Below are 25,056 nucleotides of genomic sequence, written 5' to 3' on the forward strand. Positions count from 1 at the left end.
TGCTCCCCTTCTTTATCCTCACAACTTAAACAAAAAATCCTTGATAAAAGACAATACCGTGATATATAAGCCCTAGCCCATGTAAAATCAATGCAATGTGGGCAAAGATTTTTTCTGTATCATCCGGTTCTTCCCCAATAACACCCACACCAATTCCTGCAAGTGTCACTAATGCCCCAATCATCTCTAATGTCCCTGCACGTATAATATTTTGTTCATCACGTGTATAAAACGCAATAATATATATACTTATAGCCGACAACGCATAAGCGATAATTGCAAGTATCAAGGATGTCACCCCAAATCGATTATGCGGTTTAGCATTTAGTTTTAAAACTGCTTTGTTCGTTTTCATACGTTCTCCAATTCACACTTACATAAAGTAAACATAACCACTTCGAAGCACACTGAGTCCAAACCCCAATACGCTAAAAAAAATACCTGCTTTTGATAATCGTCTCTTTTCAGAGTGATACCCTTTTACTCCGGTATATCCTCCCACAAATGAAACAAAAATTGCTAAAAGCGGTATAATCCATAATACAAGACTTATTGATCCTATAATCACAGAAGCAATGCTATAATTACTCAAATCATTATCTATTCGCATGGCATCTCCCAAACCTTAATCAATTAAGTGCTTTCTTAAACTTAATAGTTTACTCCCAAAAATAATCGACATGGTTCCAATGGCTACCGCACCAACAATAGTAATAATTCCAAGTACAATACCTGTTACTCCAGCTTGTGTTATTCTTTTATATATTTTGTCACTATATTCAATCATTTTTTCACTCCTAACAAATAAAATCATTTAGTTAATTATACCATTAATCATAAAAAAGTAAACCTTTTATACTCAGTCCGTTCTATGTTATAATATTCTCGTTTAAACCATTTTAGAAAGAAGGTTCACCATGATAAACCCTGAAGAAATACAAATCAAAAAAATAATTATTCATATACTGGACACATCCATTACCATGCCAGTAATGTCTATGGATGAAATGCCAACCTCCATTGATATCAATGATTTTTTTGCACACCATATCTGCAAAACTACCAATGATGACGCTTTACGAAACTGTGTATTTGACGAAGAATACAATCTCTTTTTAAATTATTTGAAAGAATATCGGGATGAAATAATTGATTTTGTTACCTTTTCCAAGCAAACTGCCGGTCAGCTTTTTTCCATTATGAGCGCACATATCAATATCCCTAGCGCAGACCTTGCTATTATTCAGTACCGATATAATATGCACGACTATCTTGCTTTATTAAAACTCAATTATCAAAACACATTTATTCACTTTACGGACTATGAAAGCGATGTCAATATAAACACCATCATCCAGCATCGAACCACACTACCGAATTATGGTCAAAAAATTACCGAAGCTGCAGTGATTGACCTTGAAACTTTTGATGTTCAACTTTTAGACAAACTTGTCGATATCGACGGAGAAAAAAAGCATTATCTATCAACATTATTTTTCAAATGTCATACCAAGCTCTCCTCTAAAGAGCAAATGCAAGCGGTTAAAACAGCAACCAATAAAGTAGCCAAAAAATATTTTGATACGGATATTGAAAAAAAAGCAGAAATCACAGAAAAACTTTACTCAAACTTAAATGAAGAAGGCGAACTTGACTTGGAAAGTTTTGCCAAGGAAGCTTTTCCGGCACAGGATGAGGCAAAAGAAATCTTCTTTAGTACTCTTGAAAAAAAAGGTATTGACGAACCTAAGATTGCCATTACCGAAAAAACAATCAATCGAACCTTTGAAAAGCAACGTATAAAAACAGATGAAGGTATTGAAATAAAGATACCCATGGACTTTTACAATAACCCTCAAAAGATGGAATTTGTCACTGAACCTAACGGAAAAATCTCTATTATTATTAAAGACATCAATAAGATTATGTAATAAAATTACATAATCTTATTTTATCTTTCCATGTTTGCGGTTCAGTATGGAACCACGATAAATCTTATCATATCCAAATTGATTACGCACTCGGTCCACCATTTGGTCTACTTTGTCAGAGGTTTGCTCAACAGGCTCAAACAGGGATAATTGTCTATCCTCCTCCGCTTTAAAGTTTGAAACAGAAATCCCCAATAAACGGATGGGTTTCTTGGATTTATTCTTTAAATATAGGTCAAATGCCACCGCAAAAATTTGATTGGTAATATCTGTCACTTGATCAATACTCATACTTCGTGTAATGACTTTAAAATCATTGTACTTAATCTTTAATTGAATTGTTCGACCTTTCAGCATTTTTTTACGAAGCCGATAGCCGACAGTATCTGCTAGAACCAAAAGTTCTTGTTTGACCTCTTCTTCTTCAGTCAAATCATGACTATAGGTAAGTTCATTGCCAACACTTTGAACATTGGATGTATTGCCAGGGTCTAATGTGGCGCTAGCGCGTCCGTTAGCTGAGCCTTGCATAGACACTGCATGACGCTCCCCAAAATTATCTTGGAGCATCACTAAGGTTGCCTGTGCCAATTCTCCAATCGTCTTAATGCCTAGTTGATGCAATTTTACCTCAGTCTTTTTTCCGATTCCATAGAGCTTGCCTACAGGCATCGGCCACATTTTTTCTTGTATTTCATAGGGATATAACGTTGTAATGCCCATGGGTTTTTTCATATCAGAAGCCATTTTAGCCAAAAGCTTATTTGTGGAAATTCCTACTGAGCACCCTAAGTCAAGCTCTGTGCTAATGTGTTGCTGTATCTTTAAAGCAATCTCTTCTGGTTTTCCAAAAAGATGTTCTGAACCTGTCATGTCTAAAAAAGCTTCATCAATCGATAGTTGCTCTTTTAGAGGCGTGTACTGATCAAAAATGTCCATCACCTGCTGACTCATTGAAGCATATAACCCATATGTTGAGCGAACGGCAATAACTGTTGGCAGACATTGTTTAGCCTGATAAATCGGCATTGTTGTTTTTATTCCATATGCCTTTGCTTCATAACTTGCCGCTAACACAATACCACTACGTCTATCGGGGTCTCCCACAACAATTATAGGTTGTCCTTTTAGCTCAGGATGAACGACCTGTTCACATGATGCAAAAAAAGAATTCATATCAATATGAAGGATTAAACGTTCTTGCACAATATTGTCCTCCTACGTGTAATACTAACTATTATATCAAATTTTTTGATTTGACACTACAATTTCTGTATGATATAATTTACTTGATTATTAAATAATAATAGTTATTAAATAGGAGGTAACGCAATGAGTTTATGGAAATGTACACAATGTGGTTTTATTAACGAAGGAGAAACAGCTCCGGTAGAATGTCCAAAATGTGGTGCACCACAAGAAAAGTTCGTAGCATTAGATGAGGAAGCTGCAAAAAAAATATACGACGCAGATCGTACAAATGATATACACACAGAGATTATTAATTTATCTGCAGCAATCATCGATTTAGCTCATGAAGGTGTTGAACTTGATTTGGATCCAGGCTGTGTTAGTGATTTTAAAAAAGCCATTGATGATGCTTGGGTTATCAAGCAACGTTCAAAAGCCGAAATCGCTATTCATGCAAGCAAAAGCAAGTGGTAAAATTCGATTAACGTACTTATTAAAAAGCAAATGCTTAAATGCATTTGCTTTTTTTACTTGACGTAACGGCTGTTCCTGTTTAGAATGTGATTAGGTAGGTGAATGAATATGAAAACCATTGTGCTTTATACTACACGACATGGTAGCACTGAAACAATCGCAAAGAACATCGCTTCACAACTTCAAGCAGATCGATGTAATATTTTAAAAGATACCATTCCGGATTTAAAAAGCTATGAAGCTGTTATTATTGGTGCTCCTATATACCTTGGATCAATTAATCCAAAAATGACGGCACTCATCGAAGAAAACACATCATTGCTTTTAACCAAAAAATTAGGTCTTTTTCTTGTTTGCCTTATGGACGAAGAACTTGCCGCAGAACAATTTAATGTAGCTTATGGAAATGAACTGTTGTCGCATTCAAGCGCCGACGGATTTTTCGGTGGGAAGATGCCACAAAATCTGCTAAACCCAATCGAAAAAATGATTACCCATGTTGCATTTCGCCATAAACCCATACATGAAGACATCCTTGCCACTGAGGTCGAAAAATTTATCGACATCTTTAAAGCTTAAAACATTGTAAAAGGTTGAGTATAAACTCAACCTTTTTTATCTTCTAACAAATCTGTCAATATCCCTGTCCGATCATATAATATTCGGCAAAAAGCATGTGTCATGTCATCCGTCTTTACCCATTCACTAAATTCATGATCTGTTCTCCAACGAATATGAACAACAAAGTCTCCAATTTGTGATATTGTCGATATATTTCCCGTCTCTTTACTAATGACACACAAATTCACTGTTTTTTCTTGACATTGAATTGTTTCTATAGTCTTGCAATTATGTAAAATGCCAATTACATGCGAATTTTTCACTAGATCATTGCATACTGCATTAATCACGTCGTTCATTTGCATCTCCCATCCTTATTAATCCCCACGAATAAGTACCCTACCATTTTATCATATTTTGAGTACTTATGCACTAATTCTTATATCAAAATCTATTTTTTTATTGACATCTATGTAAAAACAATGTATTATTTATATATGTTTATTTGAATATATTGTTAAATAGATTTATGCACTACAAGGTTAAGAATTTGTCAATCTAAGAAAAGAGGTATGTTATGTCAAAAAAAGTTCTTATTGTCGGCGGCGTTGCTGGCGGTGCTTCCACAGCAGCTCGATTACGAAGACTCGATGAAAATGTTGAAATCATCCTTTTTGAGCGAAGCCCTTATATTTCCTTCGCCAATTGCGGCCTTCCCTATTACATCGGTGGCACAATTAAGGAACGGGAATCTCTTCTTGTTCAAACTCCTGAAGCAATGAAAGCCAGGTTTAATATTGATATACGTGTTGAAAATGAAGTTATTGATATCAACCCCACCCAAAAAACCGTAACGGTTCTTGATATTAAGACGTCAACCAAATACGAAGAATCCTATGATGAACTTGTTCTCTCACCAGGCTCTACACCTATAAAGCCCCCTATTCCAGGGATTGAGAGCAGCAATATTTTTTCGCTGTGGAATATTCCAGATACTGACCGCATTAAACATTTTGTTACGGAACATAATGTAAAAACAGCGACAGTTGTCGGCGGCGGCTTTATTGGCATCGAAATGGTTGAAAACCTTCACGAGCTTGGCATAGAAGTCAATCTTGTCGAAATGCTTGACCAAGTTATGGCTCCTCTTGACTATGAGATGGCTCAAATTGTTCATAGCCATTTATCTACTCAAGGCGTACATCTGTATCTTAAAAATGGTGTCAAAGAATTCAAGTATGAACAAGGTGTCACACATGTTAAGCTTCAAGATGGAACAAGTCTCGCTTCGGATATGGTCATTTTAAGTATTGGTATTTCCCCCAACGGTGAATTAGCCAAATCTGCCGGTTTGACTACGAATGCTCGTGGCGGTATTGTCGTTGATGAATACTTACGAACTTCCGATCCCAATATTTATGCTTTAGGTGATGTAATTGAAGTTGTTGACTACATGACCAAAGATAAAACAATGGTCCCTTTGGCAGGTCCTGCGAATAAGCAAGGGCGTATTGTTGCCAACAATATATGCAAACGACAAAGCACATATGAAGGTAGTCAAGGCACCAGCGTCGCCAAAATATTTGACCTTACCGTAGCTAATACCGGTCTTAATGAAAAAGCACTGAATAAGATGGGTAAAGTTTATGGCAAAGATTACTTTGTTACTATTATTCAACCAAAATCCCATGCAGGTTATTATCCTGGCGCGTTTCCGATGACACTCAAAGTGATTTTTGACACTTCCGGCAAAGTACTTGGTGCACAAAACATTGGTGTTGAAGGTATAGAAAAACGCATCGATGTCATTGCAACTTCGCTACGCTTTGATGGGACAATATATGACCTTCAGCGACTGGAGCTTGCCTATGCTCCTCCCTATTCTTCTGCAAAAGATCCTGTCAATATGGCTGGTTTTGCTGCTGAAAACATCCTAAAAAAAGATCAAGAGGTTGTCTTATGGCGTGATATCGATACTTTTGATAAAGAGACCACTCTTATCGTTGATGTACGTGAAGACATTGAAGTCGAGCTTGGAAAAATTGACGGTGCAGTGCATATCCCAGTTAATGATCTTCGAGATCGTATTGACGAACTACCAAAAGACAAAACTATTGTTATCTATTGTGCGGTTGGAATTCGTGGCTATATTGCTACAAGAATCTTAAAGCAACATGGATTAGATGCTAAAAATTTAATCGGAGGATATAACCTGTACAAGTACTTCCAAAAAGATTATACCCATCCAAATTGCATTATCGAAGACAAAAAACATGTTTTGTCTGAAGATGGAACGCCAGAAACCGCGATTAACTTTGTCCCCTCAAGTAACTTAGCCTCAGCCATTGTACTTGATGCATGTGGCCTTCAATGTCCTGGCCCTATTATGAAGGTGAATCAAAAAGTCAAAGAGGTCAATGATGGGGATATTATCAAAGTATCGGCAACGGATTCCGGATTCCCTGTTGATGCTCAGGCTTGGTGCAAAAAAACGGGAAACAGTTTTATTAAAACCGTCAAAGAAGACAAGACCTATGTTGTCTATATCCAAAAAGGCTCTTCACAAATTCAAGCCAAAGAGACTAAAGCACTAAACGCAAGTACCATGGTTGTCTTTAGCGGCGATTTGGATAAAGCTATTGCATCCATGATTATTGCAAATGGTGCAGCCGCAATGGGAAAAGACGTGACATTATTTTTTACCTTCTGGGGACTAAATATTTTACGGAAACCCGAAAAACAAAAAGTATCTAAAGGGCTTATTGAAAAAATGTTCGGTATGATGATGCCTCGTGGTGTACATAAACTTAAGCTATCTAAAATGAACATGGGTGGTTTAGGCACCAAGATGATGCATGGGGTCATGAAAGCCAAAAATGTAAATACTGTCGAAGATTTGATTCAATCCGCAATGGATGCAGGTGTTAAGTTCGTGGCATGTACAATGTCTATGGATATTATGGGAATTACCAAAGAAGAACTTCTTGATGGCGTTGAGTATGGCGGTGTTGCTGCATACCTTGGAGCCGCAGAAGATTCCAATCACAACCTGTTCATCTAAATTTTTCTTATAATTATTTGCAATAAACTAATGACCCGATCTACAAAAGTTAGACTTAAAAAATCTAATTTTGCCAGGTCGGGTCATTAATATAGCTGTTTTTTATATCCCAATACAATCAGTTTAGAGACATTGGAATAATTTAAGACACCATCTGGTTGGTTGTTGGCTTTTAAAAATAAATCATTCACTTGATTATGTACTCTTTCCGCTTGAGGCTTTCGGTGTTGTTCCCAAAAATCACTACGCGCCTTAAGGTCTTTGAGAACTGCCGGGCTAATCGAACTATATAAATCTCTATACGCTTTTGCATCCGTTTTATATAAGGAATTGCCCACATAGGACATGCCTGACAAATAGGCTGAATATCTAAAGAGCTTTTCCTCATGCTGTGACGCTGCCAAAAATCCGATAAAATTTGCATCATCTTCACTTGCAAACCCTTGCTGATGTGCCATCTCATGACTCGCAACAAAAGGAAGCGATGTTATATGGGGCATAATATTAATTGTCGGTTCTGAAAACACATATAAATACACACCTGAATAGCCACTTTGACTAAAAAACTTTGAGACAGATAGTGGCTTTACCCGCGCTTGACGCTCAACTATAAATGAATAGGACTGAGATAGAGCCGTGTATCCTTCATCTGTTATGTTCATAATCGTTTTACGATCAAGTATATCCTCTTCACCCATATCTTCTTTTGTCTGATTTGCCTGGGTAATTAACCATTGATAGGTATTTTCCAAGTCTACTTGCGTTATACTTTGCGCATTAAATTCAAAAAGCGTCTCTATATTCAATCGATAATTATTTAGTCCCCAAAGCATCAAAAACATTGTCACATTAACGCTGACAATGACAACCACATTCAAAAAAAAGGATAAACTTTTTTTTCGTTGACGCCTCAGACCATAACCAATCCCCAAAACTAAAAAAATAATGGTTATACTGCCTATAATTAAAAAATACAGCTCAGACAAGCTAAAGGGAAACCATCGAGAGATTAAAGCTAATTGATTTGTGATGGCCACATATATACCTCTAGAATAAATCCGTTCTATCTGTTCAGGCCAAAGATGTCCTACAAAAAGCATTCCTCCACAAGCAAAGGTGTTGACAATAATCCAAGCCCATCGTTTCATAGTAGCCTCCTGATATCTTAATATATTAAAAGAGTATGTCTAAACATTTAATTTTATCATAATCTTTTGTTAAAATCCACTTTTTTTAAAAATGGAGTGATAAAATTAAACTATGTAAATACTACATTGTTAGGAGGTGCTCCTATGTCATTAAAAGTCCTTATGTATCTTATTGTCACAACACAGCTAGCGACATTTATAGGCTATGATTTTGTTGACAGCATGATTGTTAAACATGAATTTATCCAAGAACCTATTCAAGAAAATATCCCTTATGAATATATGATTTCCATCAACGGAAAAGATGGCAGCGTCGATTTAGAACTCCTTGCTGCATATGAGATTGTTGCACAAGTCAAAAGTATCAAGGATTACTCTGATGATTTTACCTCTCAAATTTCTCCAAGAGATTTTGCGTTGGCATGGGGAGATGTGAACATGCCTTCTATAGATAACTATGTCCATTATCGTCAAAACGAGCGCTGGTACTATTTTACCGTTAGCTCCAAAGCTCCGGTTAGTGCAGAATATGTCGACTACTATAGCGCCAACACACATATTATTCCTGCAAATCCGACAATACTTGAAACCGTAAGATCAGTTCAAACAAATGATCGTATCACGATGAAAGGATATCTTGTAAATGCCTATTTTAAAAACGGGTATTGGCAATCAAGCCTAACCCGTTCAGATACAGGTGACGGTTCATGTGAAATCATGTATGTCACCGATATAGTCATTCATTAATCCAACGTATCAATGACATTTTTTAGCGTATGCCATGCCAGTACAGCACACTTAACACGGGCAGGCATATGCTGTATATTAGATAACAGCGTAGCATCTTCAAGTAGTTGTTCGACTTCTTCTTGGGTTTTTTCATTTTTGATTAATTCTAAAAAAGCGTCCACCTTTTTTTTTGCCTCTTCAATCGTATTGCCTTTAATCAGGTCAATCATCATTGACGTCGAAGCCATAGAAATCGCACATCCAGAACCTACAAATGCCGCTTCTTTGATAATTCCATTATCAATATTTAATTCAAGTTCAATATCGTCACCACAGTTAGGATTATGCCCATGTTCTAAATGGGTTTTTTTTGGTAACGGACCACGATTACTCGTGTTACGACTGTGCTCAATAATTAAGTCATTATAAATCATATCAAGACTCATATCCTAGCCACCTCCTTACACTTTTTAACGCCACAATCAATGCATCAATATCGTTGGTAGTGTTATATATCGAAAAACTTATTCGACACGTCCCACTAAGATTTAATCGCTTCATCAAAGGTTGAGCACAGTGATGGCCTGCGCGTATGGCTATATGGCTTTGGTCCAATATGCTTGCCACATCATGGGGATGCACGTCCTTAACTACAAACGAGATAATAGGACCATATGCACTCTCACCGGTCTCCTTAAGCGGTTCGATACATTGAATAAAATCAAGTTTGCCAAGTTCAGTGAATGCATATTGTCTTAATTGTTGCATGTGTTCGATGCCTTCAGATGTGTGCGTCTTGTTGGATAGGATATATTCAATAGCTGAACCTAAACCAATCACCCCATCAATATTTGGGGTTCCCGCTTCAAACTTGTTTGGCAATGGTGCAAACGTCGTCTCTTGTTCTGCAACATACTCAATCATATCTCCTCCAAAACGCGGTGGTGCAAGTCGCGTTAGCCATTGATGCTTTCCATATAAAACGCCTATACCTGTCGGACCATATAGCTTATGCCCTGAAAATGCCAAAAAATCAATATCCAGCGCATCCACATTTACTGGATAATGGGCCATATACTGAGCCGCATCTCCAACAACCAGCGCACCTACTGCATGCGCTTTTTTTATAATCTTAGATATAGGTGGCATCAGCCCCACTGCATTTGACATTAGCGTTATCGCTACAATTTGGGTTTGATCATCAATAATATCTAATGCCTGTTCAGAAAAATCATATAGATATTCTAAACGCATGTTCTTTTTTTTCGCCAACTGCTGCCAAGGAACCAAATTACTATGATGTTCAAAAATTGAAAGCACGATTTTTTTACCGGCTTCAAAATGCGATTCCGATTCAAAGGAACGCACGAGATGATTAATACTGTCTGTCGTTCCTTGTGTAAAAATAACCTCTTCCGGCATTTTTGCCCCAATCCATGTTGCAACTTGCTTACGAATGGCTTCATATTTTTTCGTTGCTTCATAACTAAGCGCATAGGCACCTCGATGAATGTTCGCATGACTATAAGCACCATAGTTTTTCATGGCTTTAACCACTGTATATGGGCGTAAACTTGAGGCGGCAGAATCTAAGTAGATAAGTTCGGGTTTTTTTTCAAAAACCGGAAAATCTTGATGATAGTTTTTATGCATAAAGCAGCCTTCTCTCCAACTCAGCTTCTATTCGTTCTTGAATCGAATCAATCCCAACCCGATCAATTACCGGTGTAAAGGAACCATGAATGACCAATTTTTTAGCTTCTTTTAGGTTAAACCCCCGGCTCATCAAGTAAAACAATTGATCTTCATCAACTTGCCCTGCACTAGCAGCATGTTCACCGCTCACATCGTCCTCATCACATAAAAGTGCCGGCAATGCATCCGAGCGTACATTTTCATCCAATAACAGCACATATTCTGATTCTTCCCCTGCAGACTTTGTTGAACCACGTTCAAATTTTAAGTTCCCTCTAAAAATCTTTCGTGCATGGTCCATTAGCGCCCCTTTTGTTTCAATTAAGCTTTGGCTATAGCGACCATAATGGGTTGAGTTATATCCTAAGTCCAATCGTTGATGTCCATTACCGATATAGGCCGTTGCTACTTCACTTTCAGATGCTTGACCCACAAGGTGGGATGAATAATCTGAAACAATAACATTGGCACCTAAATCAAAGGACACATATTCAACATGGGCATTTTGATGAATCAATGATACCGTGTTTTGCATATGATCTACCTGAGGTGAAAACGTCTGCAAAATCACAATTTTAACACGTGCATTTTCATGGGCTATTACACGAATCACTCCGTTATGATAGTCCATCCCATCTTTTGAAGATTGATAATCAAACACAACGGTAACTTCTGAACCTGGTCCTGCTTGTATGATGTTTTGATCAATAAACCCTTGCGCCTCGCCGCCATCGTAGCGAATAAAAATCGGTTCTTCGACGTACGTATTTTTTTTCACTTCAATAGCAACCGCATGATCAAAGTAAGCATCTGCCTGAGCAATGTATTTTGCATGGGTTCCATATGGATAGGGTTTAAAAGCTCCCATGAACGTCTCATATCGTTCATAAAACGTCGCATCAAGATTGCTGTCACTTCCTCTATAACGTCTTATATCTACGCCTTCTCCTAATGGTTCAAGATGGCTTATCGTCAATATATTTTCATTATCTTTATTTAAATAATTGGTTGTGTTCTTTATTTCGCCAACACGTTTCCATGTTGGATACTCAAGTGCATTAAATCGTTCTCTTACGTTTTGCTGCAACATAGTATCCCTCCTTTCTATCCTATTGCACCGATAAACTCAAGATTAATCAGTTGATTAAGCTCAACTGCATACTCAAGGGGCAACTCTTTTGTGATGGGTTCGACAAACCCTCGAACAATCATTGCTTTAGCTTCTACTTCATCAATACCTCGGCTCATCAGATAAAAAATCGCATCATCTGAGATACGTCCGATTTTAGCTTCATGTCCTATATCGATGTTATCATTATTTAGCTCAATAATGGGCACCGTATCTGACTTTGACTGCGAATCAAGCATTAGCGATTCACATGATACGGTCGACTTAACATGGTGTGCATTTTTACTGACTTTAAGCAATCCTCGATAAAAAGCATAGCCTCCATCTTTTGAAATAGACTTGGTATTAATATTTGACGTTGTATATGGAGCCGCATGGACCACTTTTGAGCCTGTGTCCAAGTACTGACCCGACGCAGCAAAAGTGATGCCTGTGAACTCTGCATGGGCTCTCTCGCCCTTTAAAATACTCATTGGATATAACATACTGACCTTTGAACCAAAAGAGCCAGAAACCCATTCTATGCGTCCGTCTTTTTCAACTTGTGAACGCTTTGTATTTAAATTATACATATTACGTGACCAGTTTTCTATCGTTGAATAACGAAGAGTAGCCCCTTCTTTAACAAACAGTTCCACACATCCTGCATGTAAATTTGTCACATCATATTTTGGAGCACTACATCCTTCAATAAAATGAAGTTTTGCCCCTTTTTCAACAATAATTAAGGTATGCTCAAACTGACCTGCTCCAGGTGCATTAAGTCGAAAATAACTTTGCAATGGATAATCCACCTCTACACCTTCTGGAACATAGACAAAGGAGCCTCCTGACCAAACCGCACCATGTAAAGCTGCAAACTTGTGGTCATTTGGACCTACTAATTTCATAAAATACTGTTTAACAATGTCACCGTGTTCTTTTACCGCAGTCTCCATGTCCGTATAGATCACCCCTTTTTTCTTAAGGTGATCACGCATACTATGATAGACAACTTCCGAATCATACTGGGCGCCAACACCTGCAAGAGATTCTCGCTCTGCTTTAGGAATGCCTAGACGGTCAAAAGTATCTTTTATATCTTTGGGGACATCATCCCAACTTTGTTTCATATCTGTATCGGGTCGCACATAGGTTACAATATTTTCCATGTCCAAGCCGCTTAAATCTGCTCCCCATGTAGGTATAGGGCGTTTGTTATAATAATCTAAAGCTTTAAGACGAAACTCCGTCATCCACTCCGGCTCTTCTTTTTCTTTGGATATGTCACGAATAATCTCTTCGGTTAGTCCTGACTTTGAACGATATACTGAACGATCTTCATTTTTGATATCATATATTCCACGTTCAATATCTTCGACATATGTTCTTTCAACTGCTTTTTCCATTGGAATGCTCCTTTCTATACGACTGAAGCGACAAAGGACTCAAATCCTTCTCTATCGATTTGGTCTGCAAGGGATTTATCTCCAGAGGCCACAATGTGCCCATCGACTAGAACATGAACATAATCAGGGTCTATATAACTTAATAGCTTGTTATAATGTGTTATAACCAAGACACCATTGTCATCACCTGCAAATCGGTTAATACCTTCTGCAACGATTTTTATTGCATCCACATCCAGTCCTGAATCCGTTTCATCTAAAATAGCAAGTTTGGGATGAATGGTCAGCATCTGTAGAATTTCATTTTTCTTTTTCTCACCACCAGAAAATCCTTCATTTAGATAACGGGTCAAATATCCTTCATCCATATTCAAACTTTGCAATGTTTTAATCAACTCACGGCGAAAACCAATAACACTTTGTTTTTCTCCTGTTATTGAAGTTTTTGCTGTTCTTAAAAAGTTTTCAACCGTCACTCCAGGGATTACTTCCGGATGTTGGAAAGACATAAAAAGCCCAGACTTCGCCCGTTCATCAACTTTTTTTAGGAAAAGGTCTTGCTCTAAAAACGACACTTCTCCTTGCGTTACCTCATATTTTGGATGTCCCATCAAGGTATATGCTAATGTTGATTTACCGGCTCCGTTTGGGCCCATAACGACGTGGATTTCTCCAGCATTTATTTTTAAATTCAAATCTTTTAATATTGGTTTCTCTTCAACTGATGCATGAAGATTTTTTATATTTAATAACTCCATAAAATCAATCCTTTCTCATCTATGTATATTCTACAAATAATAATTATTATCATTTACAGAGAGTATATCACAAATGAGAACGTTTTTCAATACTGTTCTTGCACTATATTACTTATTCATAATATATTCATATATTGCTTTTTCTGTCACTTCAGCTAGCTGTTCTAAAATCGCATCTTGCTGCAAAAGCGCACTATCTTCCGGATTGGTCATATACCCGTATTCAATAAGGATAGACGGCATTTGAGTATATTTTAGTACATACAGCTTATTATTGTTTTTTATGGCACGAATTGGATATTCCGGCATCTCTTCACGTAAAATTTTTAAAAAGATATTGCCAAAGTCAACTTCGGTCTCTGAATTTTCTTGACCTGTCGTTGTAAATACTTCTAGACCTCGAACATGAACACCAGCAGGGTTTTTATCCAAATCTAACGCATTATTGTGCATAGATATAAATAAGTCCGCTTCCAAATCATTGGCTAAGCGTGTTCGTTCTCCTAGAGATACTGTTTGATCTGTATGACGTGTGAAATAATACTTGACTTTTGTATTTTCCTGCGTATACGGTTTTATATATTCCAGAAGCTTCGTATTCAAGTCTTTTTCAACAATCCCATAATAAGATGCTCCCGGCTGACTACCTCCATGTCCAGGATCAATAACAACAATATGCTCATAGATATCTCGAGGCTTAACCCCATAGACATAATAATTGGTGTCATCTTCTTCGATACGGTATTCATAAATATGCTTTCCGGATAAATAAATAACCGACGCATCCTCTTGAACATCTATGGTCATCGTCTCATATTTTTCATCATGAATCTGTACTGTTTCATTTTTTTCAAACGCATCTACAACTGTATCATACTTAAGGGTAGCTTGTTTTGTTGTATAATCATAACTTAACGTCAATTCCGATTCTTTAGGTAAAACAATCGCATCATTGTGCGTCTTATCATAAGTTAGTTGCTCAAATCGAAGAGGTATTAGTCTGATACGCGTACGCTTCGTTTCTTCATCATATGTAAGGCTGTAGGCTACATGTTCTTTGGTTCCAAGGGAAAGACGTGTTGTCGTATCATCTTTTAGCGCAAGTTTTGCCCAGGTAAGGAACTGTCCCTTCGCATTCATAAACCGCTGATTTCCCAGTAGGTTGACACTGTCCTGAAAGTCAAAGATGAGCCCTCTTGGACTATCCATTCGCATAACCTGCGCTTTTCGATAATCTCCTGCAAGCTCTATATAGTCGCCTTGATTATCTTGTGCAATGCGTACTTCTGATAACCCAACTTCATTAAAAGTAATGGTCAATTCGGTTCTATCTTGATTAAAGACAAGCTCTCTTGGAAGTGCTTTTTCTTTAAGGTCAAAAACAAATCGTCCCGTCATTGCACCTTCATCAAATTGACTCGTTCGAATAGCTTCTGTATAGATGCTCACATCTGTTCGAATCGTTCCGGGGACACTTTCCATATCAATATTATCAATATCAACGATTAATTTATTATCCCATATAACAGCATGTACAGATGACATTGAAGCATCACTCACAATGGTATGTTGGGACTGGTCTTCATTGCTTATGACTTCTGCTACTCGCGTTAAGGGATAATTTTCGCTGTCTTTATATTCTGTAAATTCAACAATCTCTGTTGCCACATCTTTTTTCAAATGAAAAGAATTTTCATATAAAGGCGTTGGAAGTTCTTGGATATTTTGCGTCGGAATAAGCTGCTGTAAATTTGAGCTTGATGCTAATAATCCGAAGGCATCATAAATATCTCCTTGAAGGGAAATATGATACGTCTCAGGGTCCCACTTAACTTCATACCCAAGACTTTCTGAAATAAATCGAATCGGAACCATTGTCTTTGTAATATTAACGTCTTGGTCCGATATCAACATGGGCGCAACATCAAGTTCGACAGGACTTCCATTAACATATGCCTGTGTATTGCCGATCGAAAGTTCTATACGTATGTCTTCACGAACGATAACGACGGTTTGTGTTTCTGCTATCCACGAAACTTGTGCCTGTATATTGACTGATTCCATGACTTCGCGTACAGGTACTAGCGTTGTTCCGTTAATAATAACAGGGTCCATCCCTTCCGGTTCGATGATATCATTATTGACATCAATTGTTACCGCCTTTGTCGTATACTGATGTTGGGTTCCATTATAGATGAGCGTACGTTCTTGAGCATAGCTTGTCATTCCCATGACAAACATAAAAACAATTCCGGCAACAACTCCCTTAATCATAGTATTCATCTTAATCCTCCATTACCTTCAACAAAACTTTTTTTCTATCGTATTTTTAAAAAAACATCCGGCTATGCATATCACATAGCCGGATGAAATCATTCCAAACATCTAAAGTAAACAATGCACTTAACAACTTATATTTTCTTTTGTCGTATCGACAATGCGAATTGCTCTAGGTTTATAGGTCTTTGTATTAAATCGATGTTCATTCAAATGTAACGTTAAAAAGGTGACTCCTGCACCAAAAATCCCACAGGCAAATCCGATAACATCAGCATATAGGGGTACATAGGCTCGCCCCAATAGCATCCCCGCGAACAGACCTATTAATAATCCTATAAGTGGAATACCATACATAAGTCCAACGGCTTTTAGAAAATTCGTTTCTTCTAAGTAGATTTCAACCCACTCGTTTTCACCTGCATCACATAGATTATTGGCATGTATAAACATGTCTTTACTTTCTAGCCCTGCAGTACATGCGCCACACTTTGCACATGCTTCTTTTCGAAGCAGACGTACAACAACTTCATCATTTTCAACTTTTGTTACTTGACCAATTTCAGCCATTTTGTCACTCCTTAAATCTTTACGCATTCATCCTTTTTACGATGGCATCAATGGCATCTAACTCTGCTTGCGTAAAGGACAAATTATTAATTGCCGCTACACTATCTTCAACCTGACTCACTTTACTTGCACCAATAAGTGCTGTTGTTATTCTATCATCTCTTAGCACCCATGACAAGGACATTTGTGCAAGCGTTTGATTACGCTCTATGGCAATTGCATTTAATTCACGTATTCCGTTTAATAATTCTTCCGTAATTTTTTCTTCGGTCAAGAATTGGCTTCCACTTGCTGCCCGTGAATCTTTAGGAATCGACTTCAAATATTTATCTGTTAGCAAACCTTGTGCCAATGGACTAAAGACAATATTGCCCACTCCATATTTTTCTGTCACATCTTTTAATCCATCCTCTTCTATCCACCGATCTAACATGCTGTACCTTGGTTGTGTCATGACCACTGGGGTCTTTAACTCTTTTAATATTTTTAACGCTTCTTTGGCTTGCGCTCCTCGATAGTTAGAAATCCCTACATATAGAGCCTTGCCTTGGCGAACCGCTTGATCTAAGGCTAACATCGTCTCTTCTATGGGCGTCTCTGGGTCTGGGCGATGATGATAAAAAATATCGACATACTCAAGCCCCATCCGTTGAAGGCTCTGGTCCAAACTAGATAACAAGTATTTTCGCGAACCAAAGTCACCATAAGGTCCTGGCCACATGTAATACCCTGCTTTTGTTGAGATAATCATCTCATCCCGATATGCCTTCATATCTTCACGTAAAATCCGACCAAAATTTTTCTCTGCACTGCCTGCAGGGGGACCATAATTGTTAGCTAAGTCAAAATGTGTCACTCCAAGGTCAAATGCTTTATGTATCATTTTTCGACTTGTCTCTACAAGTGTCACATCACCAAAATTATGCCATAATCCAAGAGAAATCAAAGGTAGTCTTAACCCTGTCTTTCCTGCGCGTCGATAAATCATTGTGTCATATCTTTTTTCATTTGCTTTATACATCCTCTTCCTCCTATAATGATCAAGTTTATATGCTTATATAGTTCTAAAAAAATAAAAGAGTAGAACTCCACTCTTTTATTTTAACCTATAAAGTATACTTGATGTCAACTCTTATTCTTCAATCTCCAACAAATCAACTTTTATACTTAATTCTTCTAATTGTTGGTCATCTACCACACCTGGCGCTTTGGTCATCGGGCAGGATGCGTCTTTAATTTTAGGGAAGGCAATGACTTCACGAATACTGTCTGCTTTAGCCATCAACATAACAATACGATCTAAACCATAGGCTAGTCCACCATGTGGAGGCACACCGTATTTGAAGGCATCCAATAAGAAGCCAAAACGTTCATAGGCATCTTCTTTACTAAATCCTAAAGCGGCAAACATTTTTTCCTGTACATCACGTTGATAGATACGAATACTTCCACCACCGATTTCATTACCGTTAAGACAGATATCATAAGCTTGGGCACGTACTTTTTCCGGTGCCGACTCCAAAAGGTGAAGATCTTCTTCCATAGGCATAGTAAAGGGGTGATGCATCGCTGTATAACGCTTATGCTCTGCATTCCATTCTACAAGCGGGAACTCTGTCACCCATACAAATTCATAGGTGTTCTTATCTAAAAGTTCAAGGCGTCGTGCAAGTTCTAAACGAAGGGCTCCTAAGGATGCATAGACAATATCGTTGGTGTCTGCCCCAAAGAAAAGGATATCGCCGGGCTTACCTTCCATTTTTTCGATAATGCTTTCAACGACAGCCTCATCTAGGAACTTGGTAATCGCCGATTTTAATGAACCATCATCATTAATTACAATATATGCCATACCTTTTGCACCATACGTTTTTACATACTCCGTCAAGGCATCAATCTGACGACGAGGTAAGTTTGCCAGTCCTTTACCGTTGATTCCACGAACAGAACCACCTTTTTTCACAGCGTCCGTAAACACTTTGAAACCACATGATTCAACAATCTCAGAAATATTGACTAGCTCAAGCCCAAAACGTATATCCGGCTTGTCTGAACCATAACGGTCCATTGCCTCTTGATAGGTTATACGCTTGATTGGAAGTTCAATGTCGATATCCATAACGTCCTTGAACATTTTTTGTAATAAGCGCTCATTAACATCAATCACATCATCCACATTTACAAAAGACATCTCCATATCGATTTGGGTAAACTCCGGTTGACGGTCTGCACGTAAGTCCTCATCTCGGAAGCATTTTGTGATTTGGTAATATTTATCATAACCTGATAACATAAGCAACTGTTTAAATATCTGTGGTGATTGTGGTAAGGCATAAAAATGCCCTGGATTCACACGGCTAGGTACCAAATAATCTCTTGCACCTTCCGGTGTTGATTTAGTAAGCATCGGCGTCTCAATATCTAAGAAGCCTTCTTCGTTTAAGAAGTCACGGGTTGCTTGGGTTACTTGATTACGAAGCATTAAGTTACGTTGAATATCTGGACGTCTTAAGTCAAGATATCGATATTTTAGACGAAGCTCTTCTTTAACATTGGAATCTTCTTCGATTTGGAACGGCGTTGTCTCAGCTTCTGAAAGCAAACGTAACTCATGTGCCCGAACTTCAATCATTCCTGTTTTTAAGTTTGGATTAATTGTCTCTTCTGATCGCTTTTCTACGAGACCTCTAGCTGCGATAACATATTCTGTACGAATCTTCTCAGCTTTTTTAAACCCTTCATCACCGATACTACTTTGATCGATTACAACTTGAAGTATACCTGTTCTATCGCGTACATCTAAGAAGATAACCCCTCCAAGGTCACGTCGCTTTTGTACCCATCCCATCACAGTTACTTCTTGGTCAATATGACTTTCAGATACTTCGGTTAAATAGTGGCTTCTCTTTAATCCTTGCATTGATTCACTCATGCTTATTTTCCTCCTTGTTGACTATGAATATAGGAAGCTATCTCTTCCATTGATATATCGACTTGTTCACCATTTTTCATATTTTTTAGGCTCACGGTGTTCGACGCGATTTCGTCCTCACCAATAATTAATGAATACTTGGCATTAATTTTATTTGCATATTTCATTTGGGCACGTACAGACTTTCCAAGTAAGTCTGTTGCACAACGAATATGTTGTTCGCGTAGTTGATAGGTTAATGCCATCGCCTTATTTTTTGCTGCATCACCCATATAGCCAAGATATAGGTCGATTTTCTCCTTAGGCTCGGGTTTCCCTTGAGTATTGGCAATCGTCAACAGCAAGCGTTCAATTCCTGCTCCAAACCCAATCGCTGGTGTTGGCGCTCCGCCCATCTCTTCAATCAGATAATCATAACGACCTCCACCACACACAGTTGCTTGGGAGCCGATATCTTCAGAGATGAATTCAAATACAGTACGTGAATAGTAATCAAGCCCCCGAACAATCCAAGGATCCACTTCATAAGCAATACCCATACTATCAAGCAAGGCTTGAACACCTTCAAAGTGCTCACGATCCGCATCATCCAGGTGATGAATCATTAGCGGCGCCTCTTGCATGATGGTCTGGCAAGTTTCATTTTTACAATCTAACACACGTAAGGGATTCTTATACATACGCTCTTGGCATGTTGGGCACAATTCATTTTTATGCGCCTCTAAAAAATCCATTAATAATCCATTATAACGCTTACGTGAAACCTGATTTCCCAAACTGTTAATATGTAATTTAACACTAGGTATGTTCAGGCGTTTTAACATCTGATAGCCTAAGCTAATAATCTCTGCATCTGCCGAAGGGTCCTCTGCCCCAAATAGTTCTACACCAAATTGGTGGAATTGACGAAATCGTCCTGCCTGAGGCTTTTCATAACGAAAGTTAGGACTGATGTAGTAAAACTTACTTGGCTGAACGTCTGCATACAGCTTACGTTCAAGATAAGCGCGCACAACACCTGCTGTTCCTTCCGGTTTTAAGGCAAACTCACGTTGCTCTTTTGACTTGTCAAAAAATGTATACATTTCTTTTTGTACGATATCCGTTGTCTCTCCAACCCCTCGTTGAAACAGTTCTAAACGTTCAAAAATCGGTGTACGTATTTCGCTAAATCCATAATCATCACATAAGCATCGCATTTGATGTTCAAGGTCCAACAATTGGTCCATATAGTCTCCATAAAAGTCATTGGTTCCTCGAGGTGCTTTAATATTCATAGTAACTCCTTTCCAAATAGAACATAAAAAAAGCCTCTTCCCTATCAATCTATATTGATAAAAAGGGACGAGACATTACCCGCGGTGCCACCCTAATTGAAGCACATCCATGCTTCCGGCTTAAAGTCTTGTAACGTAGACAATACGTCTTTACTTACTAAATCCTATGATGAATCATCATGTATCTTTTAGTAAAGCACTCCTAAGGGTCTTTCAATAAGCAATCAACAAAAGGCTTGCAGCTAAAACCTTTCTCTCTGGTGATGACTTCGCACTTATTTACTCGCTTATTCAACGCTTTGTTAATTTGTGTTTATAACTTTACTCTATTGTAGTGACTCTTCTACTGTTTGTCAAGTATTTTCAAGATAAAAGGCTAATCAATAATAATTCGAACGACAATACCAAGTAAAATTGTCAAAAAATACGCAACCGATATGAGCACAAAGTTTTTGACCGCACATACAAACGTCTTACTTTTTTCTTGAAGTGCTTTAAACGCATCGACATTTTTCTTCACCGGATATAGCGTCAAAAGAACAAGAAGTGTAATAATCGGAAGCACTTCAATTACCACACCTACGATAATCCATAGATACGATAAATAGGCTAGTACCTCAAATAAAACCACTGCATTATCTTTGCCTATATAGTAAGGTAGTGTATGCCGTTTATTTTTTATATCCTCCGCTAAATCGCAGGTATTATTTGCTAACATAATATTGGCAATGCCTAGAATCAATGGCAACGAAACCAATCCAATGATAAGAAACTCAATAATATGAATATTAATATAAATATGTTGGTCGGCATAGCTAAAAATAAAAAATCCAAGTTCATAGATTTGAATATATACGGTTACAAAAAAGATCAACATTCCCATAAAAAAGCCGGAAAAAGCTTCTCCAAATGGTGTTTGAGAAATCGGCAAAGGCCCATAAGAATATAGCGCACCCACTAAAAACGCAATGCCACCAATCAAAAGCACAACAATATCTGTTAAATACACCAGCCATAATCCGGTTACCATACTTACGCTCAACAAGACACCGATAACTGTTTTCGCTTGTTTAACAGACACGCCATACTCAAGTACTTTTAAATCCATAAGATTATTTATCGCGGTTGTCGCCATATCAAGGCACAATAGACTGATAAAAAAGACACCAATAATCATCGGATCAAACTCTTGATATCGATATGAAGTAAATGCGATTCCTGTCAAAAAAGGAATAACACTAGCTACTTTCGTCTGTATTTCAACAAGCTGAAAAAAAGCTTCTCTTTTCATGTATTTAACTCCTTAACTTATAATAATTTTGAGGGCGTCCCACGCTCCCATAATTTGGCTCGACAATCAGTCGGTTTTCCTGCTCCATTTGGTCAAGATAACGCCTTGCTGTAATACGTGATACCCCTAATTCTTTACCTATCATATGTGCAGTAAAAAATTCATCCGGATTCTCTTGTAAAAACTTCAAAATCCCCTGATACGTTTTATTGGTTTCACGACTCGAATGTGACCCATTCAAACCGCCTGTCTTCTCTTCATCTTTTGTCTCAAAAAGTTCATCAAGGCTTTCTTGGTCAAAAGTCTCTGAAGTAGTCAATCGCATCTTCATTTCACGAAAACGTAATAACGCTTCTTCTAAACGTTCAAATCGAAAGGGCTTGAGCAAATAGTCAAACGCACCGTAACGCCATGTCTCTTCTATGGTTTCTGTTGAATTATCTGCTGTTATACATATTACATCTGATTGAATTTGATGTTTACGAATCCATCGCAGCAACTCTGTCCCTTGTTCATTTGGGAAAAAAATATCTAATAGAATAAGATCCGGTTCATGGATTTTCAAAAATTCTTTTGTATCTCTAAGGTTTCCAAAAGAACCTATTAACTCATAACCACTAATTTTTTCAATAAACCCTTCATTAATTTTTCGAACCATTGGATCATCTTCCACAACAATAATTGATAATAACTTATTTTGGGATTTTGACATACCAGGCAACTCCTTCCTGATTTTCTAAATTGTTTGCATATATCTCCCCGCCAAATTGTGTAATTTCTTGATGTATAATATACAAACCTTGTCCATTTTTTGCATTTTTATTGTTTTTTGTCGTAAATCCTTTTTGAAACATTTTCATCTGAATATCTTTTGGTATTGCAGGACCATTGTTAATAATCTGAAGTTCAAACACCTCTTGATCAGAATGAATAAAAAGTTCGACACAGCCTTCCTCTGTCATTGTTGGCTGCATAAGTGCATCATATGTATTATCTAATAAGTTCCCAATAATAGAACATACAATCTCTTCGGATAAATATCCTGGCAACCCCGTAAACTTTGATCCTTTATCCAATGCAAACTCAATCTTATTCTCAACAAATTTATTATATTTTGCCAAAATAATTCCTGCAACTTTTTTATTCTGAATGTGCTGAATCAAAATATGCTGCAGTTCCTTTGAACGCACCGATAGCATATCAATATAATCTAAAGCTTCTTCATAGTTTTCCAACTGTATCAACCCACCCAAAGTATGCAGTTTATTTAAAAACTCATGATTTTGCGCACGTAGTGAATCAATAATATCCTTGTAGTCCGTTATCTCATAGGCCAGCTCCATTGCTTGATTCATCTGATCAATACTTGATACCACACCAAACACTTCTTTGTTAGGGTTATACATCAAGCAGCTGTTAATAATTACATGGACACCTTGATTAATAAAAAACTGTTCATTATATTGATTGTTTTTTTCTTGCAAAACCTCGTCAAAAATCAACGCTAATTTTTCGTTGTATTTTCCTATGGGTTGTCCTTCAACACCTTTAGGCAATTCCAACAGCTTCGCCGCCGCATTATTATAAAAAAGAATAATCCCATTTTTATCAATCGAAATAAGGCATTTTTCTATACTATTAAAGATAAGCTCTCGCTCGCTAATTAACATTGCAATTTCCGAAGGTTCTAAGTTAAACATGGATTTTTTTATATTCATCGAAAGCAAAACTGCGGAAATAATACTAACAAAAATACTGACCACAAGGGCAATCTCTAGGTTCCTTCGATTGACACGAATCTCTTGTTGAACAGTATCCGTAAGCAGTCCCACAAGCACTGCCCCTACCTGTTCACCTTCATGAAAAATAGGAGCAAATCCACGGATAGCTGATATAAGTTCATTGCGATCTGCACTAACATAGGTTTTTCCATAGTGTAGCACATCTTCTTCTCCGCCATTTTTATAGACTTTTCCGACACCACTTTCATAAGGATAAGAATATTGAATACCTTCCATGTCCATGACAATGATATACTGATATTCTGTACGCTGTCGTATTTGCTCAACATATTGATTGATTATAGGATAGTCTACTTCGTTATATAGACCTTCTTGAATCACTTCCATTCCAGCAATCGTATTGGCAAAATCCAATGCTGAAATCCCCATCTGATCTTCCATATTTGTATTGGTTTGATCAGAAAAGACAATATATAAAACACTAATAACACCAACCATAAGCATAACCATAAGCAACATGATTTTAATATGCAGCTTCATTGCTTTCATTGTTCCACCTCACTGGCTTCATGACTTTTAATGGCAGTTTCAACGGCTTGCAACAAACTCTCACTTGTATATGTTGCACCTGATATCACATCAACATCAACACTATTATTTTTTATGATGATCGGTGGCAATTCATCAAAAACAATCTTTGCCAATATCTCAGGTTCATTATGCTCTAGAATAGAAATATCATATATTTTTCCATTTTTAACTTCTACTTCTACTTTGATAATACTATAGTATCCTTCCGATTCACCATAATATATGCCATCTTCGTAGACCTTACCTTCATCACATCCGGTAAAGCTATATGTCATCAATAAAATCATCACCAGCAATAACCCTTTTTTCAT

25 protein-coding genes and 1 other annotated feature are annotated in these 25,056 nt (G+C 37.5%); of the genes, 5 read left to right on the forward strand and 20 right to left on the reverse strand.

Annotated features, from left to right (window positions below):
* Nucleotides 1-25: 25 nt before the first annotated feature.
* From QBE53_09875 to QBE53_09885, 3 genes are read right to left on the reverse strand one after another with little or no spacing between them, the layout of a single operon-like run.
* The gene (locus tag QBE53_09875; GenBank protein ID WZL80113.1) at nucleotides 26-355 is read right to left on the reverse strand and encodes a DUF6142 family protein; all 330 of its coding nucleotides are present in this window, start codon (nucleotides 353-355) and stop codon (nucleotides 26-28) included.
* 18 nt (nucleotides 356-373) lie between these two features.
* Nucleotides 374-610, reverse strand: coding sequence for a hypothetical protein (locus tag QBE53_09880; protein WZL80114.1), 237 nt, complete (start codon nucleotides 608-610; stop codon nucleotides 374-376).
* A 15-nt stretch (nucleotides 611-625) separates the two neighbouring features.
* Nucleotides 626-787, reverse strand: a complete 162-nt coding sequence (locus QBE53_09885; GenBank protein ID WZL80115.1) for a hypothetical protein — start codon at nucleotides 785-787, stop codon at nucleotides 626-628.
* Nucleotides 788-917: 130 nt separating this feature from the next.
* On the opposite strand from QBE53_09885, the gene QBE53_09890 reads away from it, so the two are divergent.
* Nucleotides 918-1,931 carry a nucleoid-associated protein gene (locus QBE53_09890; GenBank protein ID WZL80116.1) on the forward strand — a complete coding sequence of 338 codons (1,014 nt, stop codon included), beginning with the start codon at nucleotides 918-920 and terminating at the stop codon, nucleotides 1,929-1,931.
* Nucleotides 1,932-1,946: 15 nt separating this feature from the next.
* Here QBE53_09890 and dinB read toward each other — a convergent pair whose 3' ends face one another.
* Nucleotides 1,947-3,137, reverse strand: a complete 1,191-nt coding sequence (gene dinB / locus QBE53_09895) for a DNA polymerase IV (GenBank protein ID WZL80117.1) — start codon at nucleotides 3,135-3,137, stop codon at nucleotides 1,947-1,949.
* 126 nt (nucleotides 3,138-3,263) lie between these two features.
* Between dinB and QBE53_09900 the strand changes: the two genes are divergently transcribed.
* Nucleotides 3,264-3,596 (forward strand): rubredoxin, encoded by a 333-nt coding sequence (locus QBE53_09900; GenBank protein WZL80118.1) that lies wholly within the window; start codon nucleotides 3,264-3,266, stop codon nucleotides 3,594-3,596.
* Nucleotides 3,597-3,704: 108 nt separating this feature from the next.
* On the forward strand, nucleotides 3,705-4,175 hold the full coding sequence (locus tag QBE53_09905) for a flavodoxin domain-containing protein (GenBank protein WZL80119.1): 471 nt from the start codon (nucleotides 3,705-3,707) through the stop codon (nucleotides 4,173-4,175).
* A gap of 26 nt (nucleotides 4,176-4,201) precedes the next feature.
* Here the strand turns inward: QBE53_09905 and QBE53_09910 are convergent, their stop codons facing one another.
* A complete protein-coding gene (locus QBE53_09910) occupies nucleotides 4,202-4,516 on the reverse strand; it encodes a hypothetical protein (GenBank protein WZL80120.1) in 315 nt (104 codons plus the stop codon).
* Nucleotides 4,517-4,734: 218 nt separating this feature from the next.
* On the opposite strand from QBE53_09910, the gene QBE53_09915 reads away from it, so the two are divergent.
* On the forward strand, nucleotides 4,735-7,218 hold the full coding sequence (locus tag QBE53_09915) for an FAD-dependent oxidoreductase (GenBank protein WZL80121.1): 2,484 nt from the start codon (nucleotides 4,735-4,737) through the stop codon (nucleotides 7,216-7,218).
* Nucleotides 7,219-7,304: 86 nt separating this feature from the next.
* Here the strand turns inward: QBE53_09915 and QBE53_09920 are convergent, their stop codons facing one another.
* Entirely contained in the window at nucleotides 7,305-8,366 is a 1,062-nt protein-coding gene (locus tag QBE53_09920; GenBank protein ID WZL80122.1) for a DUF3810 domain-containing protein, read from the reverse strand.
* Nucleotides 8,367-8,510: 144 nt separating this feature from the next.
* Here QBE53_09920 and QBE53_09925 point away from each other — a divergent pair, with 144 nt between their 5' ends.
* Nucleotides 8,511-9,113, forward strand: a complete 603-nt coding sequence (locus QBE53_09925) for a hypothetical protein (protein ID WZL80123.1) — start codon at nucleotides 8,511-8,513, stop codon at nucleotides 9,111-9,113.
* Here QBE53_09925 and QBE53_09930 read toward each other — a convergent pair.
* From QBE53_09930 to QBE53_09995, 14 genes are all read right to left on the reverse strand, one after another.
* Nucleotides 9,110-9,541 carry an SUF system NifU family Fe-S cluster assembly protein gene (locus QBE53_09930; GenBank protein ID WZL80124.1) on the reverse strand — a complete coding sequence of 144 codons (432 nt, stop codon included), beginning with the start codon at nucleotides 9,539-9,541 and terminating at the stop codon, nucleotides 9,110-9,112. The two genes, QBE53_09925 and QBE53_09930, sit on opposite strands and share 4 nt — an antisense overlap.
* A complete protein-coding gene (locus tag QBE53_09935) occupies nucleotides 9,531-10,748 on the reverse strand; it encodes a SufS family cysteine desulfurase (GenBank protein WZL80125.1) in 1,218 nt (405 codons plus the stop codon). The genes QBE53_09930 and QBE53_09935 overlap by 11 nt, the downstream gene beginning before the upstream one ends.
* Nucleotides 10,741-11,880: a Fe-S cluster assembly protein SufD gene (gene sufD, locus QBE53_09940; GenBank protein ID WZL80126.1), complete on the reverse strand. Its 1,140-nt coding sequence runs from the start codon at nucleotides 11,878-11,880 to the stop codon at nucleotides 10,741-10,743. The genes QBE53_09935 and sufD overlap by 8 nt, the downstream gene beginning before the upstream one ends.
* A 14-nt stretch (nucleotides 11,881-11,894) precedes the next feature.
* Nucleotides 11,895-13,307, reverse strand: coding sequence for a Fe-S cluster assembly protein SufB (gene sufB, locus QBE53_09945; protein WZL80127.1), 1,413 nt, complete (start codon nucleotides 13,305-13,307; stop codon nucleotides 11,895-11,897).
* 14 nt (nucleotides 13,308-13,321) lie between these two features.
* Nucleotides 13,322-14,065, reverse strand: a complete 744-nt coding sequence (gene sufC, locus QBE53_09950) for a Fe-S cluster assembly ATPase SufC (GenBank protein WZL80128.1) — start codon at nucleotides 14,063-14,065, stop codon at nucleotides 13,322-13,324.
* Between the two features lie 108 nt (nucleotides 14,066-14,173).
* A complete protein-coding gene (locus QBE53_09955; protein WZL80129.1) occupies nucleotides 14,174-16,348 on the reverse strand; it encodes an N-acetylmuramoyl-L-alanine amidase in 2,175 nt (724 codons plus the stop codon).
* A gap of 120 nt (nucleotides 16,349-16,468) precedes the next feature.
* Complete coding sequence (locus tag QBE53_09960) at nucleotides 16,469-16,912, reverse strand: SoxR reducing system RseC family protein (protein WZL80130.1); 444 nt, start codon at nucleotides 16,910-16,912, stop codon at nucleotides 16,469-16,471.
* Nucleotides 16,913-16,931: 19 nt separating this feature from the next.
* On the reverse strand, nucleotides 16,932-17,933 hold the full coding sequence (gene mgrA, locus QBE53_09965) for an L-glyceraldehyde 3-phosphate reductase (GenBank protein WZL80131.1): 1,002 nt from the start codon (nucleotides 17,931-17,933) through the stop codon (nucleotides 16,932-16,934).
* 111 nt (nucleotides 17,934-18,044) lie between these two features.
* A complete protein-coding gene (gene aspS / locus QBE53_09970) occupies nucleotides 18,045-19,844 on the reverse strand; it encodes an aspartate--tRNA ligase (protein ID WZL80132.1) in 1,800 nt (599 codons plus the stop codon).
* Nucleotides 19,845-19,846: 2 nt separating this feature from the next.
* Nucleotides 19,847-21,121 (reverse strand): histidine--tRNA ligase, encoded by a 1,275-nt coding sequence (hisS, locus tag QBE53_09975; protein ID WZL80133.1) that lies wholly within the window; start codon nucleotides 21,119-21,121, stop codon nucleotides 19,847-19,849.
* Between the two features lie 60 nt (nucleotides 21,122-21,181).
* Nucleotides 21,182-21,425 (reverse strand) — a binding site (T-box leader).
* Nucleotides 21,426-21,497: 72 nt separating this feature from the next.
* Nucleotides 21,498-22,412 carry a UbiA family prenyltransferase gene (locus QBE53_09980; GenBank protein WZL80134.1) on the reverse strand — a complete coding sequence of 305 codons (915 nt, stop codon included), beginning with the start codon at nucleotides 22,410-22,412 and terminating at the stop codon, nucleotides 21,498-21,500.
* A 4-nt stretch (nucleotides 22,413-22,416) separates the two neighbouring features.
* The gene (locus QBE53_09985; GenBank protein ID WZL80135.1) at nucleotides 22,417-23,124 is read right to left on the reverse strand and encodes a response regulator; all 708 of its coding nucleotides are present in this window, start codon (nucleotides 23,122-23,124) and stop codon (nucleotides 22,417-22,419) included.
* Nucleotides 23,105-24,703: a sensor histidine kinase gene (locus QBE53_09990; GenBank protein ID WZL80136.1), complete on the reverse strand. Its 1,599-nt coding sequence runs from the start codon at nucleotides 24,701-24,703 to the stop codon at nucleotides 23,105-23,107. Before QBE53_09990 ends, QBE53_09985 begins: the two co-directional genes overlap by 20 nt.
* The gene (locus QBE53_09995; GenBank protein ID WZL80137.1) at nucleotides 24,700-25,056 is read right to left on the reverse strand and encodes an FMN-binding protein; all 357 of its coding nucleotides are present in this window, start codon (nucleotides 25,054-25,056) and stop codon (nucleotides 24,700-24,702) included. Before QBE53_09995 ends, QBE53_09990 begins: the two co-directional genes overlap by 4 nt.

The organism is Vallitaleaceae bacterium 9-2 (genome assembly GCA_038396585.1).
Classification (GTDB): Bacteria; Bacillota; Clostridia; order Lachnospirales; family Vallitaleaceae; genus UBA1351.

Excerpts from the sequence above, each read along its gene's own strand:
- QBE53_09875 (WZL80113.1), bottom strand. The coding sequence starts at position 355 with ATGAAAACGAACAAAGCAGTTTTAAAACTAAATGCTAAACCGCATAAT.
- QBE53_09880 (WZL80114.1), bottom strand. The coding sequence starts at position 610 with ATGCGAATAGATAATGATTTGAGTAATTATAGCATTGCTTCTGTGATT.
- QBE53_09885 (WZL80115.1), bottom strand. The coding sequence starts at position 787 with ATGATTGAATATAGTGACAAAATATATAAAAGAATAACACAAGCTGGA.
- QBE53_09890 (WZL80116.1), top strand. The coding sequence starts at position 918 with ATGATAAACCCTGAAGAAATACAAATCAAAAAAATAATTATTCATATA.
- QBE53_09900 (WZL80118.1), top strand. The coding sequence starts at position 3,264 with ATGAGTTTATGGAAATGTACACAATGTGGTTTTATTAACGAAGGAGAA.
- QBE53_09905 (WZL80119.1), top strand. The coding sequence starts at position 3,705 with ATGAAAACCATTGTGCTTTATACTACACGACATGGTAGCACTGAAACA.
- QBE53_09910 (WZL80120.1), bottom strand. The coding sequence starts at position 4,516 with ATGAACGACGTGATTAATGCAGTATGCAATGATCTAGTGAAAAATTCG.
- QBE53_09915 (WZL80121.1), top strand. The coding sequence starts at position 4,735 with ATGTCAAAAAAAGTTCTTATTGTCGGCGGCGTTGCTGGCGGTGCTTCC.
- QBE53_09920 (WZL80122.1), bottom strand. The coding sequence starts at position 8,366 with ATGAAACGATGGGCTTGGATTATTGTCAACACCTTTGCTTGTGGAGGA.
- QBE53_09925 (WZL80123.1), top strand. The coding sequence starts at position 8,511 with ATGTCATTAAAAGTCCTTATGTATCTTATTGTCACAACACAGCTAGCG.
- QBE53_09930 (WZL80124.1), bottom strand. The coding sequence starts at position 9,541 with ATGAGTCTTGATATGATTTATAATGACTTAATTATTGAGCACAGTCGT.
- QBE53_09935 (WZL80125.1), bottom strand. The coding sequence starts at position 10,748 with ATGCATAAAAACTATCATCAAGATTTTCCGGTTTTTGAAAAAAAACCC.
- sufD (WZL80126.1), bottom strand. The coding sequence starts at position 11,880 with ATGTTGCAGCAAAACGTAAGAGAACGATTTAATGCACTTGAGTATCCA.
- sufB (WZL80127.1), bottom strand. The coding sequence starts at position 13,307 with ATGGAAAAAGCAGTTGAAAGAACATATGTCGAAGATATTGAACGTGGA.
- sufC (WZL80128.1), bottom strand. The coding sequence starts at position 14,065 with ATGGAGTTATTAAATATAAAAAATCTTCATGCATCAGTTGAAGAGAAA.
- QBE53_09955 (WZL80129.1), bottom strand. The coding sequence starts at position 16,348 with ATGAATACTATGATTAAGGGAGTTGTTGCCGGAATTGTTTTTATGTTT.
- QBE53_09960 (WZL80130.1), bottom strand. The coding sequence starts at position 16,912 with ATGGCTGAAATTGGTCAAGTAACAAAAGTTGAAAATGATGAAGTTGTT.
- mgrA (WZL80131.1), bottom strand. The coding sequence starts at position 17,933 with ATGTATAAAGCAAATGAAAAAAGATATGACACAATGATTTATCGACGC.
- aspS (WZL80132.1), bottom strand. The coding sequence starts at position 19,844 with ATGAGTGAATCAATGCAAGGATTAAAGAGAAGCCACTATTTAACCGAA.
- hisS (WZL80133.1), bottom strand. The coding sequence starts at position 21,121 with ATGAATATTAAAGCACCTCGAGGAACCAATGACTTTTATGGAGACTAT.
- QBE53_09980 (WZL80134.1), bottom strand. The coding sequence starts at position 22,412 with ATGAAAAGAGAAGCTTTTTTTCAGCTTGTTGAAATACAGACGAAAGTA.
- QBE53_09985 (WZL80135.1), bottom strand. The coding sequence starts at position 23,124 with ATGTCAAAATCCCAAAATAAGTTATTATCAATTATTGTTGTGGAAGAT.
- QBE53_09990 (WZL80136.1), bottom strand. The coding sequence starts at position 24,703 with ATGAAAGCAATGAAGCTGCATATTAAAATCATGTTGCTTATGGTTATG.
- QBE53_09995 (WZL80137.1), bottom strand. The coding sequence starts at position 25,056 with ATGAAAAAAGGGTTATTGCTGGTGATGATTTTATTGATGACATATAGC.